General features: G+C 45.1%; 17 protein-coding genes and 2 rRNA genes. 2 read left to right on the top strand and 17 right to left on the bottom strand.

Translation table 11 applies throughout. The features are described from left to right. Positions 1–64 precede the first annotated feature (64 nt). On the bottom strand, positions 65–1357 hold the full coding sequence (locus M1K58_RS28195) for an HD domain-containing protein (protein ID WP_256762251.1): 1293 nt from the start codon (positions 1355–1357) through the stop codon (positions 65–67). Positions 1358–1675: 318 nt separating this feature from the next. Between M1K58_RS28195 and M1K58_RS28190 the strand changes: the two genes are divergently transcribed. After that, positions 1676–1930 (top strand): AbrB/MazE/SpoVT family DNA-binding domain-containing protein, encoded by a 255-nt coding sequence (locus tag M1K58_RS28190; protein WP_256762250.1) that lies wholly within the window; start codon positions 1676–1678, stop codon positions 1928–1930. A 117-nt stretch (positions 1931–2047) separates the two neighbouring features. Here the strand turns inward: M1K58_RS28190 and rsmI are convergent, their stop codons facing one another. The 14 genes from rsmI to M1K58_RS28125 all read right to left on the bottom strand — a co-directional run bounded on the left by rsmI (position 2048) and on the right by M1K58_RS28125 (position 14270). Further along, positions 2048–2992: a 16S rRNA (cytidine(1402)-2'-O)-methyltransferase gene (gene rsmI / locus M1K58_RS28185; protein ID WP_256762249.1), complete on the bottom strand. Its 945-nt coding sequence runs from the start codon at positions 2990–2992 to the stop codon at positions 2048–2050. Continuing rightward, positions 2989–3828 (bottom strand): tRNA1(Val) (adenine(37)-N6)-methyltransferase, encoded by an 840-nt coding sequence (locus M1K58_RS28180; protein WP_256762248.1) that lies wholly within the window; start codon positions 3826–3828, stop codon positions 2989–2991. Before M1K58_RS28180 ends, rsmI begins: the two co-directional genes overlap by 4 nt. A gap of 220 nt (positions 3829–4048) precedes the next feature. Then, positions 4049–4258, bottom strand: coding sequence for a YhcH/YjgK/YiaL family protein (locus M1K58_RS29815; RefSeq protein WP_372339224.1), 210 nt, complete (start codon positions 4256–4258; stop codon positions 4049–4051). Between the two features lie 63 nt (positions 4259–4321). Next, positions 4322–4687, bottom strand: coding sequence for an initiation-control protein YabA (locus M1K58_RS28175; protein ID WP_372339223.1), 366 nt, complete (start codon positions 4685–4687; stop codon positions 4322–4324). A gap of 22 nt (positions 4688–4709) precedes the next feature. Next, the gene (locus M1K58_RS28170) at positions 4710–5510 is read right to left on the bottom strand and encodes a PSP1 domain-containing protein (RefSeq protein ID WP_256762246.1); all 801 of its coding nucleotides are present in this window, start codon (positions 5508–5510) and stop codon (positions 4710–4712) included. Between the two features lie 2 nt (positions 5511–5512). Then, positions 5513–6490 carry a DNA polymerase III subunit delta' gene (gene holB, locus M1K58_RS28165; RefSeq protein WP_256762245.1) on the bottom strand — a complete coding sequence of 326 codons (978 nt, stop codon included), beginning with the start codon at positions 6488–6490 and terminating at the stop codon, positions 5513–5515. 19 nt (positions 6491–6509) lie between these two features. Continuing rightward, positions 6510–6953: a YaaR family protein gene (locus M1K58_RS28160; protein ID WP_256762244.1), complete on the bottom strand. Its 444-nt coding sequence runs from the start codon at positions 6951–6953 to the stop codon at positions 6510–6512. A 21-nt stretch (positions 6954–6974) separates the two neighbouring features. Then, complete coding sequence (locus tag M1K58_RS28155; RefSeq protein WP_256762243.1) at positions 6975–7304, bottom strand: cyclic-di-AMP receptor; 330 nt, start codon at positions 7302–7304, stop codon at positions 6975–6977. An 86-nt stretch (positions 7305–7390) separates the two neighbouring features. Further along, positions 7391–8035: a dTMP kinase gene (tmk, locus tag M1K58_RS28150; protein ID WP_256762242.1), complete on the bottom strand. Its 645-nt coding sequence runs from the start codon at positions 8033–8035 to the stop codon at positions 7391–7393. Positions 8036–8061: 26 nt separating this feature from the next. After that, entirely contained in the window at positions 8062–9525 is a 1464-nt protein-coding gene (gene wsfD / locus M1K58_RS28145) for a glycan biosynthesis hexose transferase WsfD (RefSeq protein ID WP_256762241.1), read from the bottom strand. A gap of 24 nt (positions 9526–9549) precedes the next feature. After that, complete coding sequence (locus M1K58_RS28140) at positions 9550–11037, bottom strand: aminotransferase class I/II-fold pyridoxal phosphate-dependent enzyme (protein ID WP_256762301.1); 1488 nt, start codon at positions 11035–11037, stop codon at positions 9550–9552. A gap of 37 nt (positions 11038–11074) precedes the next feature. Next, positions 11075–13282: an MMPL family transporter gene (locus M1K58_RS28135; RefSeq protein ID WP_256762240.1), complete on the bottom strand. Its 2208-nt coding sequence runs from the start codon at positions 13280–13282 to the stop codon at positions 11075–11077. 17 nt (positions 13283–13299) lie between these two features. Further along, positions 13300–13926, bottom strand: coding sequence for a TetR/AcrR family transcriptional regulator (locus M1K58_RS28130; RefSeq protein ID WP_256762239.1), 627 nt, complete (start codon positions 13924–13926; stop codon positions 13300–13302). Between the two features lie 158 nt (positions 13927–14084). Continuing rightward, entirely contained in the window at positions 14085–14270 is a 186-nt protein-coding gene (locus tag M1K58_RS28125; protein ID WP_256762238.1) for a sigma factor G inhibitor Gin, read from the bottom strand. A gap of 158 nt (positions 14271–14428) precedes the next feature. Here M1K58_RS28125 and M1K58_RS28120 point away from each other — a divergent pair, with 158 nt between their 5' ends. Beyond that, positions 14429–14956, top strand: coding sequence for a transposase (locus tag M1K58_RS28120; RefSeq protein ID WP_256762237.1), 528 nt, complete (start codon positions 14429–14431; stop codon positions 14954–14956). A gap of 370 nt (positions 14957–15326) precedes the next feature. Here the strand turns inward: M1K58_RS28120 and rrf are convergent. Both rrf and M1K58_RS28110 read right to left on the bottom strand, forming a co-directional pair. Beyond that, a 5S ribosomal RNA gene (rrf, locus tag M1K58_RS28115) occupies positions 15327–15443 on the bottom strand. Positions 15444–15542: 99 nt separating this feature from the next. Further along, positions 15543–15657 (bottom strand): 23S ribosomal RNA (locus tag M1K58_RS28110); the annotation flags it as partial.

Genomic DNA, 15657 nt, shown 5'->3' with positions numbered 1-15657 from the left:
CCTTTTATAGAAAGTCGGTGCTAAGAAGCTGATTTGAAGCCGATTTTTGGATCGCTTTCTTCTATTATATAGATAGCATCCTACGAGTTTCCGAACTGAGCTTTTCGGCGTGTGGAAGAACCCTTTCCTCGGGATAATAAAAGTAGTATTTCCCACGATGCAAGCCGGCAATAGATCTAATAATATCCGACTTCACAGAAATCTCTGTCAATTCCTCTTGCTCACCCAAGAGCAGGATTGGAGGCTTCTCTTTGCCATCCGGCAAAGCCCCCAGCTTGTAGACATCATAAGGCGAATCCATGGGCGTATCGACTTCCATATGATATTCCGGATTTAGCCCAATCTTCTTCCATTCCTGCCTAACATTATCGAGCCAATTCTGATCATCTTCTATTAGAGGAACATATTTGTATAACTGCCGGTTCAAGAATCGACAGCATAAATCCGACAATAGCTCATCCTTCTCGTCCGCCCATTGCCCGAATGTTGTCTGTAGCATTGACTCGTCCAGCTTCAAATACTGTTTTAGAGCAATTGACCCTGATAATAATTCACGGATCGGAGATAGCATGAAGGAGAATTCATAACCGGTTTGGGTTAGTTCACTTGCCCTTCGGAAAATTTGTCTAAGAATAATCTCCGAGCTGCGAGTTACCGGATGAAAATAAACCTGCCAGTACATTTGGTAACGGGACATTAAATAATCTTCAACCGCATGCATTCCACTTTCCTTAACTACGATCTTTCCTTTATAAGGACGTAGAACGCGGAGAATACGGTCGATATCAAATGTGCCGTAGTTCACCCCTGTGAAATAGGCATCCCTTAGCAAATAGTCCATCCGATCTGCATCTAACTGGCTGGACACTAGACTGACAACAATCGGTTTCTCATACTTCTTGCGGATAACAGAAGCGACCTGAGCTGGAAACTGAGGATCAACCTCCCTTAAAACTCGGTTCACACCTGTATCTCCCAAAATAATCTCACAAGTCCATTGCTCATGATCAATATGGAAGATTTCCTCGAGAGAGTGGGAAAATGGACCATGACCGACATCATGAAGTAAAGAAGCACAAAGGCTTAATAATTTTTCCTCTTGCGGCCAATCCGCATATCCGTTACGCTCAAACTGCGATATTATTTTTCTTGTTATTTCATAAACGCCCAAAGAATGGGAAAATCGACTATGCTCTGCTCCATGGAAGGTGAGATAGGAGGTGCCAAGCTGGCGTATTCGTCTAAGACGCTGAAATTCAGGCGTGTTAATGAGTTTCCAGATGATCATGTCCTGGACGTAAATGGAATGATGAACTGGGTCCTTGAAAACCTTCTCTTCTTGCAATTCTATGAGCATGGATATCACCTCATTCATTGTCGACTTTCGACAAAACCACAGAATAAATATCGGAATATGTCGAATTATGTCGAATATCGCTTTCCTTTTATATTGACCCGCTATTATCCATAATTGTTTTAGAAATCGCCATTTTTATAGGATATTCAGAGAACATTCAGCTAAAATCTATGATTACAGGTTGACTTATTTGGGAATCGTTGGTACGATAGAGAACGGTAAACAGAGAATTTTGTCGAATGTTGGCGAATGCGGATAATCTCTGAAAGATGAAGTCCGCTTGTTATTATTTTAACCTTATGAGAGGGGTATTACTAGATGATGAAATCTACTGGTATTGTACGGAAAGTCGATGAGTTGGGTCGGGTTGTTATTCCAATCGAATTACGTCGTACTCTAGGCATCGGCGAGAAAGATGCCCTTGAAATTTATGTGGATGGCGAGCGCATCATGCTTAAGAAATATGAGCCTGCTTGTATCTTCTGCGGCAATGCAGAGAACGTTACTTACTTCAAAGGAAAAATAATTTGCAGAGAATGTTTGAAGGATTTGCCTTCACCTGTGACAAATTAAAGAAAATAGTTTATAATGAAAATTGTATTCTAATAATTGTTAATTCCAACCTTTTTATACTCCTTGTACCCCCTCCCAATATGATATTGGGAGGGTTTTTTTTGTTCTTTATTCGGTTTAATCCTCACTATTACTTAACAAGGCTTGATAGACATCACGTTTGGATATTCCGCGATCATTTGCAGCCATCTTCATAGCTTCCTTACGGTTAATCTGCAGCCCCTCATAATGAGCAACATGCTGAGCAAGCGTGAGGGCGAACCACCATTGACCGCTATTCGCTTCTCCAGAAGATGCTGCTCCACCTTCATTTGGACGTGTTCCTTCTATTATAATACAGCACTCTCCGAGCAGCTGGTTCTGCTCGGCATGCTCCAAGCAGGCCTGCACCGTACCTCTAACGACTTCCTCGTAACGCTTAGTTAACTCGCGTACAATAGCCATCCTGCGCCCGCTCCATCGTTCCGCGACCACCGCCAACGTTTTCTTCAGTCGATGAGGAGATTCGTAGAACATCAAAGTGCCGCTCTCTCCCTCTAAACTATCTAGAAGCTTGTTCACTCCCTTACGTTCACGGGGAGGAAACCCAACGAACAGAAACCGATCCGTGGGCAAACCAGAAATAATCAATCCAGACAGAGCTGCATTCGCCCCAGGGATTGGGACAACGGGGATTCCTTGAGCTACCGCATCTCTAACAAGATCCGCCCCAGGGTCGGATATCGCAGGAATTCCAGCATCACTAACTAAAGCGATATGTTGTCCTTCCAGCAGCAATCGAATGAGCTCCGGACCACTCGCCTCCCGATTATGCTCATGATAGCTAACCAGTCTGTTCTGGATTTCGAAATGTGTAAGCAGCTTACGCGTCTGTCTGGTATCCTCCGCAGCGATGAGCTGCACTTCCTTTAAAGTTCGTATCGCACGAAATGTCATATCCTCTAGGTTGCCGATAGGTGTGGCGACCAAATATAATGTTCCTGGAGTTTCCCGCGAGGTGAAGCTTCGCTGGACGGATGCCTTTTCTACTACTGCCTCTAATTCGTCGTTGTTTCTAGTCACTTCCTATCCTCCTCACTATCTATCTTCATTTTCTTTATCGGGGCTCGTCCATTACTTCGCTTAAAGTCGGGTAATTCCGAAGCCTCGCCATAGAACACAGCTAGCAGTTCAGGTGTGTATTCTCCGTCTTCCTCATATACAATCAACGGTGGTAATAACCGAACTTCAGGCTTGCCATCACGCGTTCCTTCTATGAGTACCATATTCGCTTCCGCTCCCCTGCGCGGATGGACGAACCGAATTCTTTTGGGCTCTAGCCGGTAACGACGCATGAGATCGATAATATCTACAAGTCGGCTGGGACGGTGTACCATCGATACTCGCCCGCCTATCCGGACAGATCTAGCACAAGCTGAGATAACATCCTCAAGCTTACAGCCAATCTCATGCCGCGCCATCGCTTGATGATGATTTTCCTTATAGTCACCGCTTTGGAGCGGCAAGTAAGGTGGGTTTACTGTAACAGCATCGTATAACTCACCCTCTGGCTTCCATTCACGCAAATCATTTTCTATAATATTTATTTTATCGTTTAACCCGTTTAGCAGCACGCTCCGCCTAGCCATATCCGCCAATCGTGGCTGGATCTCAATTCCGTCGATTGAAGCGTCTGTACGAGTGGTTAGCAGTAAAGGGATAACTCCGTTTCCTGTACACAAGTCGAGCACGCGTCCTCTTGGGGGTACACCTGCGAATCTTGCAAGTAATACCGCATCCAGTGAGAAGCTGAATACTTCTGAGCTTTGAATGATGGTTAGATTATGAGTAAGTAGGTCGTCAAGCCGTTCTCCAGGTTGCAGGGAACGTTCGTCATCTCTTTGAGTATCCGAATCCATTCCGCAGCACCTCCCTTAACATATGGTTATTGCCCTTATAAGCTTACTTGATTCATCGTTCTATCGCAATTTTTGTCAGATGCGGGCCTTAGTGTCAACTCATTTCAGAACATTGCATTCTTGCTAATGGAACCCTAGCGTTCGAATTAATTATTCGTGAATAGCAAAATACCCGGAGCAACGATTCAGTCGCTTCGGGTATTTTGTCGGTCGAGATGGATTAAGACTCCAGTAGACGGCGATGAACCTTAATTACTACTTTCTTGACTCTACTCTCTTCTCCAACGCAGCAGCAAGGGCGATGGATTTCACCAGGAAATAAGATGACAAAGGATCCATGGGTCAGAATGAGCGACGACTCGTCTGCTATCTCACCGTAGAAGGCAATATCTTTATGGTTGAGTTGATCCTCCTTACGAAACCATCTGATTGGTCAAAGACGTCGTAAAAAAGCAACGGACCTGATCACAGGACCGTCGCTTATTCGTAATGGTTATTTGCTTAAGAAAGATAAACAGAACAAGCAATCGCCTTCCATTCGCAGATGACCGTAGTACACGTTGCAAATGTGAAAGCCTTCATGATATAGCCGGGCTAAATTATCATAGCCCTCGCCGACACCCATAACTGCGGGCGGCTTGTCTCCCTCGATGGCAGCCGGTTCTTCCGCCGCGTCTTGGGTCGATTCAACGGGTTCAGTTTCCCGTTTGAGCACTTTTCTTAATTGCTGATTTTCAATTGTGAGCCGTTGGTTTTCTTCCAACAAATCTTTGATCATCAGCTTAAGATTCCCGAAGTCAGCATGTATGGTACCTAAATGCGATTCGAGTTCATCTGCGCGAAGGAAAATGTCTTTCATGAACAACTATCCACCTCAAAAGTCATTTCAGGACGACATCATCAAATGGCAACTCTTTCACCTTACCTAGGTCAAACACCTGCACGTGCACACTGCGACTACCAATATTAATACCAACGACTTTACCTTCACCCATAGCAGTGACGACGACTCTACCTATTGCAGGTAGCTCTTCTTTGGCGCTCTCGTAATTATCATGCTCGTATTTCAAACAGCACATTAAGCGGCCGCACAAGCCAGAAATCTTCGTAGGATTGAGCGATAAGTTCTGATCCTTCGCCATCTTAATAGAAACGGGTTCGAAATCGCCAAGCCACGAGGAGCAACAAAGCACACGCCCACATGGGCCGATTCCGCCAAGCATCTTAGCTTCATCACGCACACCGATCTGCCGTAATTCAATGCGGGTCCGAAACACACCCGCTAAATCCTTAACTAGCTCACGGAAATCAACGCGGCCTTCCGCCGTAAAATAAAAGATGATCTTATTCCGGTCAAACGTGTATTCCACGTCCACGAGCTTCATCTTAAGCTCATGGTCCTTAATTTTCTGCAGTCCAACGGTAAATGCACTCTTCGCTGCTGCGCGGTTTTCCTCGACGGCTTTCGCGTCAGGATCACCGGCTACTCGAATGACTTTCTTCAAGGGAAGAACGACATCCGATTCTGCTACCGTCTTCGGGCCTACAACGACTTTGCCGTATTCAACGCCACGCGCTGTCTCCACGATGACATGCTGATCTTTGGACACCGGATGCTCGGCGGGATCAAAATAATAGATTTTGCCCGCTTTCTTGAAGCGGACTCCCACCACATCGTACAATTCTATCCCTCCCGCACGTTCAACAGAAATTGCTCCAAGGCCAATTGTGGCGCTACGTGAGCCTTTATTCGTCTTGCCGCCATCAGTGCAGATTCCATTATCCTAACCCAAGACTCAATCGGGCGGCTCCAGGCCGTATTCGATATCCAATCGGCTTGATCCGGAAATACCATCTGTCCTTGACGATCGGTCATAGCGTAAATCATATCTCTATACCACAAAGCTAACAGCCCTAGCAGTACATCTACATGTTCAAGAAGATCCGTTTTGAATATCTGCTGCTGCGCTTGAAGCAGACTTGCAGTGAATCGATTTGGATTCTCCTTACCCAATTGTATCACTACGTTTCGGATATCTGCAAACCAATTCTCTTCTACCAATTTTCGACTGGCATTAAGACCTGATGACAGATTCACCGCCGCACGTGATAATAGCTGAGATTTGCCCTCTTTTACGAGTGCATTTTCCAATGCTTCCCGATCACCTGGTACAAAGGAAATGAGCTGTGACCGAGATAAAATCGTGGGCAATACGGCTTGTGCACTTGGTGTAAGAAGAATAGCAACAACAGGAGAAGGTGGCTCCTCCAGAAATTTAAGCAAGCTATTACTAGCCTGAACAGTCATTGTCTCTGCGCCTTCGATGATATAAACCTTATACCCTGCCCCCACGCTACGATAGGATAACTCCTTCTGAAGCGTGCGAATCTGCTCAATCTTAACGGTTGCCCCATCTGGACTAACGACGTGTAGATCCGGGTGATTGCCATGTTGAACCTTACGACACTCCAAGCATTCGCCACAAGCGTCGTTGCCGTTCTTCTCACAGAATAGAGCTTGAACAAATGCGCTCGCCATCTCTCTACGGCCTGAACCTGCCGGTCCTGCGAACAAATAGGCATGAGCGATTCGACGGGTGGCAAGTGCATTCTGCAGTAACGCTTTTGCTCTATCTTGCCCCAATACTTGTTGAAACCCCATGATGGTACTCCTTCTTACGTTAAAATACGATGTTAATTAATAGTCCGCGAATTTCTCCGACCTTCTGAAGAAGATCAATTCTGCCTTCTTCGCTCTTAAGGAGCTCTTCTCCCATGCCAACTAACATAGCATCTACTTCTTCTAACAGTTTAAATCTCTTGCCGCGTCCTCTTCGGTCCCACCCTTTTGTTTCCTTCAAGGCAATGCCACGACGTACTGTATCTTCTAGAAACGCTTTAACCATTTGCCGATATAGAACTAGCTCTCGAATGGTCATGGAACGGTTTAATCGCTCGCCTTGGACATGAATGTCCTCCAGCTTTCTTTGGAGCTCTTCATGTGTCCGTTGCTCATCTTGCTGCTGCATCAGATCTCCGAAGTTCTGAGCTTGCGTCGGTCTAGCTGTCGTTTCTCCACGCATAACAGTGTTATTAAGGGGAAACATTCCTGGTTGGATCTTCAAATCGACTCACCGCCCGAATACTTAGAAGTGTTCAAATCTCTCGACCGGAAGCACGAACACGGCTGCTCCACCCACTTGGACTTCGACTGGGAAAGGAATGTAGGAATCTGCTGCTCCGCTAACAGGCGACACTGGAGTGACCAACTGATCACGCACTTTGCAGTTTGCACGAATAATATCGAGCGCGCCTTGAATCCGATCATCCTCTATCCCAATTAGGAATGTTGTGTTGCCTGCACGTAAGAAACCTCCGGTGCTCGCAAGCTTGGTCGCCCTAAACCCTTCCTTGATCAGAGCATTCGACAATCGGTTACTATCCTTATCTTGAATAACGGCAATAAGTAATTTCATTGTTCAGGCCTCCTCTAAATGTCATGTATAGGGGTCTGTAGCTTCTTATATAAATTGGACAACTTACGTTAAAATCCTCTATTTGCTTATATCTTATGTTTGCCTGCGATCTTATCCTCTAGATGATGCCAAGCTTGGTCGGCAATTTGTTCAGGAGATACCGAAGCATCTATTGTAATAAACCGCTCCTCGAACTTTGCTTCTACGAGCTTATAACCTTCTCTTACCCGGCGATGAAAGGCCAGATTCTCCAGATCTAAGCGGTTAACCTCGCGCTCACCGTTTTGCTCAATTCTTTGTAGACCTATTTCTGGATCGATATCCAGATAGAGCGTAAGATCTGGCATGTTGCCTTCCGTAGCAAAACGATTAATTTCCCATACCGCTTCTATCCCCAAGCCCCGAGCATACCCCTGATACGCCAAGCTGCTATCAATGAAACGGTCACAGATAACGACCATCCCCTTCTCAAGCGCTGGCAAAACCTTTTCAGCAAGATGCTGCCTTCGTGCGGCCGCATACAACAATGCCTCCGTACGCGCATCCATCGTCGTATTTCCTGTATCTAAGATGACTGCACGAATCGCCTCAGCGATTGGAATGCCTCCCGGTTCCCGGGTAATCATCACTTCATGACCCTGTTGCTGCGCTTTATGCGCCAAAGCGTGAATCAGCGTTGTCTTACCCGCTCCCTCTCCGCCCTCTATCGTGATGAATAATCCGCCTCGCACCAAGCTTTCCCCTTTCAGCTACACCCTTAGGATCGGGCCCTCTGTTCAACGAGCCAGATTAGCCCGTAGACCAAACTCATAAATACGCTTATACCTATCATATCAAAGCAGACATTAAACATAAACAAATGCTTACCTAGATCCGCTTCTCCGTCCCCAATTAATGGAACAACACAAGAGAATATTGCAGCTAAAGCGACCACTGCCATTGTTTCAAGTGATAATCGAAACCTTCTTGACTTGGTTCTCAGCCATAGGGCGCCCAACACTGCATAATACGCTAGAAACCATCCGATGTACCACATGGAATTGTGCGGCATGTATTTAACCTTCCATTGGCTCCATCCACTATAGGTATAGGAGATTGCTCCTGAACGCTTGCCTGCAGCTTGATCATAATTACCCAGGTAATAAGGTCGTATAAACATCGAGTTTTCTGCAGCCCTATCCAGCTTCTGCATGAATCTTGAAGGATGCCGCAAATAGTACACCGCAATATCCTTATGACTCAGCTTCTCCAGCACTTCCTGCCGTAACACAGCATCTCTCTGAGCAATAGCGGTATCCTTCTGAAAATAATTCGTCCCTGCTAACACGGCATACTTCTTAGGTATGCCCAGATCCGTCATATCTTGGGCTATGTGTGGTGAATCCTTCAACACCCCGTAGAAGATAGATTGGTACAGGTTTGCATTTTTAAGCCTGTCTGGAGCGACAATGATCATTAATGCGGAACCGATGACTAGCACAGCTACACCTGTTCCTATTTGCCTTCTCCACTTCCTATCGTTCCTTAAGCCGATCATTCTCCAAGCGAGTACCGCAAAAACAAATCCGAGTGGTGCATTCTGAATCTTAGATGTAGCTACTGCTAAGGCTGCTATTACGAATAGCGCCAATAGTTTACCCGTTGGATAAGTAGAAGTAGCTAGCGCAATCGCCGACGCAACCATAAGTAACATGGCAATAAGAGCATACGGCTCACCGAAGAACGATTGAAAATAAGCCAAATATCCGATGTCAGCGAACACAAAAAGCAAGCTGAGCGCTAATATTACGGCTATGATAATCGTGTTACTTCGCCTTTTCACTTCGGGTGCATTTCTAACTAACAATGTTATCGCCCATACGAATAAAACAGAGTAACAAACGCCGAGTACACGAATATCGAATACCTCGCCATTAATTACTCTGCCAATTAATCCTGCCACCGCAACAAGGATGACATGGGTAGAAATATATCCACCTAAGCTGTAACCACCATAGCCAAAATGCTGATGTGCATAATTAAAATATAACTCATCGTAAGACTGTTTAGGATCAAGTACGGCTAATCCGGTCACCCCTAGCACCCGACCGAAATCACCGCTATCTGCTAATCCGATTACCGGCGATATTATGATTACTCCGATAATAAGAGCACTGGCGACGATTCCTGTCCCCCATGCTATAATTTTCCGAATATCTCTAGCCTCTTGATCCTTTAACATTTCAGGCTCCTCTATACAATTGCGCTATTTCACCTGTATCTGAATGAACTGGAGCTCGGGATCTTGTGCGCCTTGAATTTGTGCACCCTTATGCTGCCACTGCTGCAATTGTTCCACAATCTCTAACGTTATAGTTTCACCCGGGTAAAGGACAGGTATACCCGGCGGATAAGGAATAACCCATTCTGCTGCCTTTAAGCCTATACTCTTATCCAAAGGAACAGCCTGTGAAGAGTAAGCTTCTCTACGGAACAAAACAGGCTCCGGCACAGATATAGCGTAGAAGGACTGGTCTGAAGAGGACGTGTGCGATGTCATTACCTGCGGAATAGGATCAATACCATCATAATTTGACCGCAAACGAGTCTCGATATCCAATAATGCGGCACGTAAGCATTCACCATCTGCTCTTGTTGAGCCCGTCCCGAAGGCCATAACCACATACTGTGCATCTGCCATCTCCGCTACGCATTTTCTCTGCAAAAGCTCATCTCTTAGCTCGAACCCACTTAATTTTGCTGACTCATCGAACAAAACAAGCTTGAACGGATCGTATGAAATCCCCTCACTAATATATTCTCCATATCCGAGTGCCCTAAACGATGTTAAGTGTAAATCTTTAATTGTATGCGATACAGCTTCAAGACCGGAATAGAAAGCCAACTCCTTTTGCGTATGTAGCTGCTTCCTAGCTAAATCTAGAGACGCCATGATTGGAAAAGAGGGACTTGAGCTCTGCACCATCGTTAATGCTTGACGAACCAAAGGTCTAGGCACACGATTACCCTGCATGTGAAGCATAGCCCCCATTGTCATAGCGGAGAGCATTTTATGAGTAGATTGCACAACCAGGTCTGCCTCCAATTGCAGAGCGGATTGGGGAAAGCTCGGATGAAATCCGAAATGCGGTCCGTGTGCTTCGTCGACTAGTACAGGAATATCGTATTTATGGGCGAGTGCAATGAGCGGCTTCAAATCCTTACTCATCCCATAATAGTTGGGAGAGGAGAGGATGACCGCTTTGGCATCTGAATACCGCTCAAGTGTCGCCTCCAATAGCTGATCTCCTGGCACTGTCGCTAATCCGGAAACCACATCGACATCCGGAGGGAGTAGAACAGCTCTAGCTCCTGCTAGCATTAGGCCATGAATAATTGACTTGTGAACGTTCCGTTGTACGATAACTAACTCTCCAGGTGAGCAAACTCCCATAATCATCGCTAAGTTACCGACTGTGCTACCTCCAATGAGAAATCGGGTTTCCTCTGCTCCGAAGCAGTCTGCTGCAAGCAACTGTGCCTCCATGAGGGGTCCCTCTGGATGATGTAAATCATCCGTATCGGATAGCTCAGTCACATCGAGATCGAGCAGTGAACCATAATAGGAAGTCGCAGAGCCCTCTTCCCCTTCCCAAGTCACCCGTTGTTTATGTCCAGGAACATGGAAAGCATGAGCCTGTAGTCGCGCATGGGCAACTAACGTCTCAAATAACGGTGCCCGATCTTTTCCCACTACCAATTTAATGCCTTCTTTCCTCTGAATTCATAGTTTAAGATTTCCCTACACGTTTCTTCTTGAATGATTCCGGAAGCACGATTAGAGCCGGTACAAGCATAGGCAATAAGATAAAGCACAGTACCAGCAAGCCAACAATTACTGCTGCCGCCAACTCAATAAGAAGCACTAGCCCTGATGGAATCAATGTCGCAAAAGTTCCGCCGAGAATAACCATCGCAGAGATGATGACTCCTCCAACGCTTTTCGCAGACTTGACGATTGCTTCCTTCGGAGCTATTTTTCCATACTCTTTATATCTCATCATGAGGAAAATACTATAATCAACGCCCACTGCCACAATTACGATAAAGGAGAAGAATGGTACGAAGGAAGATACTCCGTCGGCACCAATCACGTACTCCGTAACTAGCTTTGAAGCACTCATCGCTACATAATAAGAAGCTAGCAATGATAATACAATGTAAACCGCTGGCCAGAATGCACGGATTACAAATAAAAGTACGATGAACACACTAACGATGACGATAATAGCCGTACCGTTAAAAGACTTGATCTGTGCTTTGTTCATATCGTACGTTGTAGAGCTCGGACCTGCTGCAGCAGAAGTAGCGCCTGACAGTGCCGTTCCTTCAAGACTAGTGGATAACTCGTCGTTAATTCTCTCAATGGTATCTAATGCCGCAGGCGAGTAAGGATCGTCCTTTAGAATAACTATCAATTTCGTAATCATGCGGTCTTGGGACATGAAGCTCGCCATCGACTGCTGGAAATCTGGACTTGCAAGCATCTGATCTGGGACGAAAAACTTCTTCGAGCCATCCGCCTCCGTCTGACCACTAGCATAGAAGAAATCGATTGGTGCAGCCTGCGGCTGTGTAACACTAGAAACTGCGAGTACTCCTTCAACCTTCTTGAGGTTGTTCGTAAGCTTCTCTACAGCGCTAAACGATTCGTTATTATCCATCACTTTGTCATTTGCAATGACAATCGTTGTTGGCAGAGCCTGCCCGCGGCTAAAGTGCTCTCCCACCAAGCTAAAGCCCTTGGTCGATGGATGACCCGTACCGAGCTCCTCCAATTGATCAAAGCTTAATTTTTGCCCACTCGTCAGCAATACCGGTATAAGAAGAACAATGATAATCGCTGTAGTGAGAACAGGACGCTTAACAGAACCTTCGGTTAACTTCGCCCAGAAGCGGCTTTCTTTATGCCCTGCAACCTTCTTAGATGGCCAGAACAGCTTCGTTCCAAGCGTCTTCAGTAGGAATGGTGTAAGCGTTAATATTTCCAGTACAAGGACCACAGCGCCTATAGCGACGACGTTAGCAGACTTGTAAATTCCGAATTCGGAGAAGCTAAGCCCTGCAAATGCGATGAATACCGTCAAAATACTATATATGATCGTTTTACCTGCTGTTTTGTAGGAAGTAATGATCGCATCATCTACAGAGCTACCATGCGCTAACTCTTCTTTGAAACGGTTGAACAGCAATATATTATAATCCGTGCCTATGCCGAACAAGATGAGAACAAGTAGCATTTGCGTAACACTCGTGATCGGAAAATCGAACTTATCGATGACCTGAGCCGCAATTCCCATTGAGCATAGGTAAGACACCCCAACCGCTGCTAATGACACGAACGGTATAACGACCGAACGGAACATCACGAACAAGACAACGAGAATAAAGATAACGGTTAATATTGCGCTTTTCTCTACCCCTTCGGTTGATGCCTTTATGTAATCATTCTGGATGAAATCCTCACCGCTTAAATAATGCTCCACATTTACATCCTTGAGAACAAGATCGATCTCCTTTTGGATATCATCGACACTACGGCCTTCCTTCTCAAGAATGAAGCTAGCCATTAAGGTCGTTCCATCTGGTGAAATAAGCGAGGATTTCGCAGCAGGCACCGTAATTGGATCTATAAATTGCGTTAAGCCTAGTTCCTTCTGCTTCTCTCTTAAGCTGCTGATACCCGATGCGATTTGCTTCATGTCCTCATCAGATAGTTTATCCTTATCGTGGAAAATAAGAATATTACTCATACCTTTGGATTGGTTCATTTCACTTAGCAGCTTACTAGCGACCTTAGACGGACTATTATCAGATAAAGGGTCTTGGCCTCTTTGGTGCAAAATTGCATTAACATCAGGTTGAAATACCGTAAGTAAAGTAGTCGCAGCAAGCCAGATGATTAGTATCAACCAACGCCATTTTATAATTGTTCTCATAATAAAAAACCCCTCTTCTAGGACATTTGTTTGATTAATCCTGTGATTCCCTCAGAATAAACATATAAAAATTGGTCCACAAGAGCCTTTAGCGTATCGCCTTCTTCATTATCCCTTAAAATAATACATATCCCTTCTACAATTGTTGAGGCAAGCATACGAACAAGCGCAATTTCCTTATCGTTATCATTAAGAGCAGCATTGCTACCCTTTGCCTTCATAACCACCTTCTCAAGTATGCAAAAGGTTAGCTGAATTAAGTCTGACTTCGCCGTCTCATACTTAGAGCCCGCACTCCGATTTAGCAGTATCATGAGCTCACTGCTGTACGTTTTGAATAGCTCCACTATGGTACTCTCAATTTTGCTAAAATAGTTCACTGTACATAGGGACTTTTGCGTATTCCTGAGGTCTAGATCCTGACTGATATCTAGCATATATTCGGTAAACTGTTCATATACAGGCTGAACAATTGCATCGAATAGCTGTTCCTTGTTCGTGTAATACCGATAGATATTACCGCTTGTTACTCCTGCTTCTTGGGCAATCTGACGCATCGAGGCTTTCGTATAACCTATACGTTTAAACTCCTTTAATGCGGCCAATACAATTCGGTTGCGGATCTCATCTTTTAATATTTGCATTAGTAATCACCTGTTCATTATTAGGGCCTAAGAAGTATTATATCTGTTTCTGGTCTTCGTTACAAATCGTTAGAAGTAAGCATCAATTGCTCTCTTTGCAAAAAAAAAAGGCTAAACAGTTAGTAACTGTTCAACCTCATCTATTAAGCATTAAGCGTTTAAGCGTGAAATCGGACCCACAATTGCTTCAGTTGTCTCACGAAAAATGGATATCTTTCATCCTCCACCTTCGTGTTCACCATTTCAGACTCGCATGACGTACAAATAAATTCAGTTACTATTGTCATACCTTCTTCTTTCGGCTCTCCGCAAACCATGCAGGTTTTTACAACGTTCTCATTCATGAACATCCCTGCCTTTACTATTGATGGTTCTATTATGTCCGTATTCTATGAAAATATACGCATTCATAGTAAGAAATCTAACCCAACCATAACAATAATAGCGCAAACAGCCGATAGTAATGGACAGAACACGTTTTATGCAAGGAGGAAACATAGGGATGGCTAGTCCGTCAGAGATGCATGATGCAACCTTTTATAATTATAAGCTCATTCGTAAAATAGCACTGCAACCCGAGAGCAAGTATAGTTACATGTCCACCGCTCTCTTAGTGTTAGTCCCGCTATATTTAATCTATGGATGGACAGGTTTAATATATTCTGCAATGGGTGTAGTCCTCATGCTCCTCGTACATGCACTAGTCTTAAGATTAACAGTACGCCGAGTAGACAAGCTGTCTGAGAAGAGATGGACTTTCCGCCGGGACTGGCCATGGATCGGACCACTTCCGAAGCTGGACACTCAGCTATCCTTGTTTAGACGCCTACACTTTCATCTATTTCTCGTTGGCTGCTGCGTCGCTGGATTATTTTATCCATGGGCTCACTCTTCGCTCGTTGTTTCCATGATTTACTGGCACTTCTGGTTGCTTACTCCACGAATTAAACTATTGTTCACCTTGCGTCGTGAGCAAGGAAACGGTGTTGTCCGTCTGGAATCTAAAGAAGTATCCTATTATCATCAGTGAATCTGCGTAAAAGAAAACTTGGCTTGGTGCCTCTGCAGTTTGGTAGGATTGAAATCGCAAGATCGAAATCGAATCGCTATTTAGTGCCTCTGCAGTTAGGTGTGATCTAACTGCGTAATTGAAATCGCTCATCAGTGACTCTATAGTTAGGTGTGACCGAACTGCGTGATTGAAATCAATCTAAAGTGTCTCTGTAGTTTCGTGCCATCTAACTGCATGACTGAATTCGCTCCTTAGTGGCTCTACAAGGCCATACCTATCTACCTACACGAAAACTCACCCAAGTGTCGTCACAATCACGTATGACTAGAAATCATGTACCTCTTGCATACGAAAAAAAGCACCCGCAAGGGTGCTTTCTTCATTGTTGGCCTGGCAACGTCCTACTCTCCCAGGACCCTGCGGTCCAAGTACCATTGGCGCTGGAGGGCTTAACGGTCGTGTTCGAGATGGGTACGCGTGGAACCCCTCCGCCATTATTACCAGACCAGACTTACTAAACAAGGCTTGTGCCTTGAAAACTGGATGCGAAGTAAAGCTATATAGAAGAAGTGGTGTGTCATATGTCTTACAATGTCAATTCGCTTAGGATAAGCCCTCGACCTATTAGTACTCGTCAGCTCCACACATTGCTGCGCTTCCACCCCGAGCCTATCAACCTCGTGTTCTTCAAGGGGTCTTACGAATTGGGAAATCTCATC

Source organism: Cohnella sp. WQ 127256, from assembly GCF_024519285.1.
Taxonomy (GTDB): Bacteria; Bacillota; Bacilli; order Paenibacillales; family Paenibacillaceae; genus Cohnella.
Note: the sequence above shows the minus strand (reverse complement) of the source record. Positions and strands in the feature narration are given on the sequence as shown.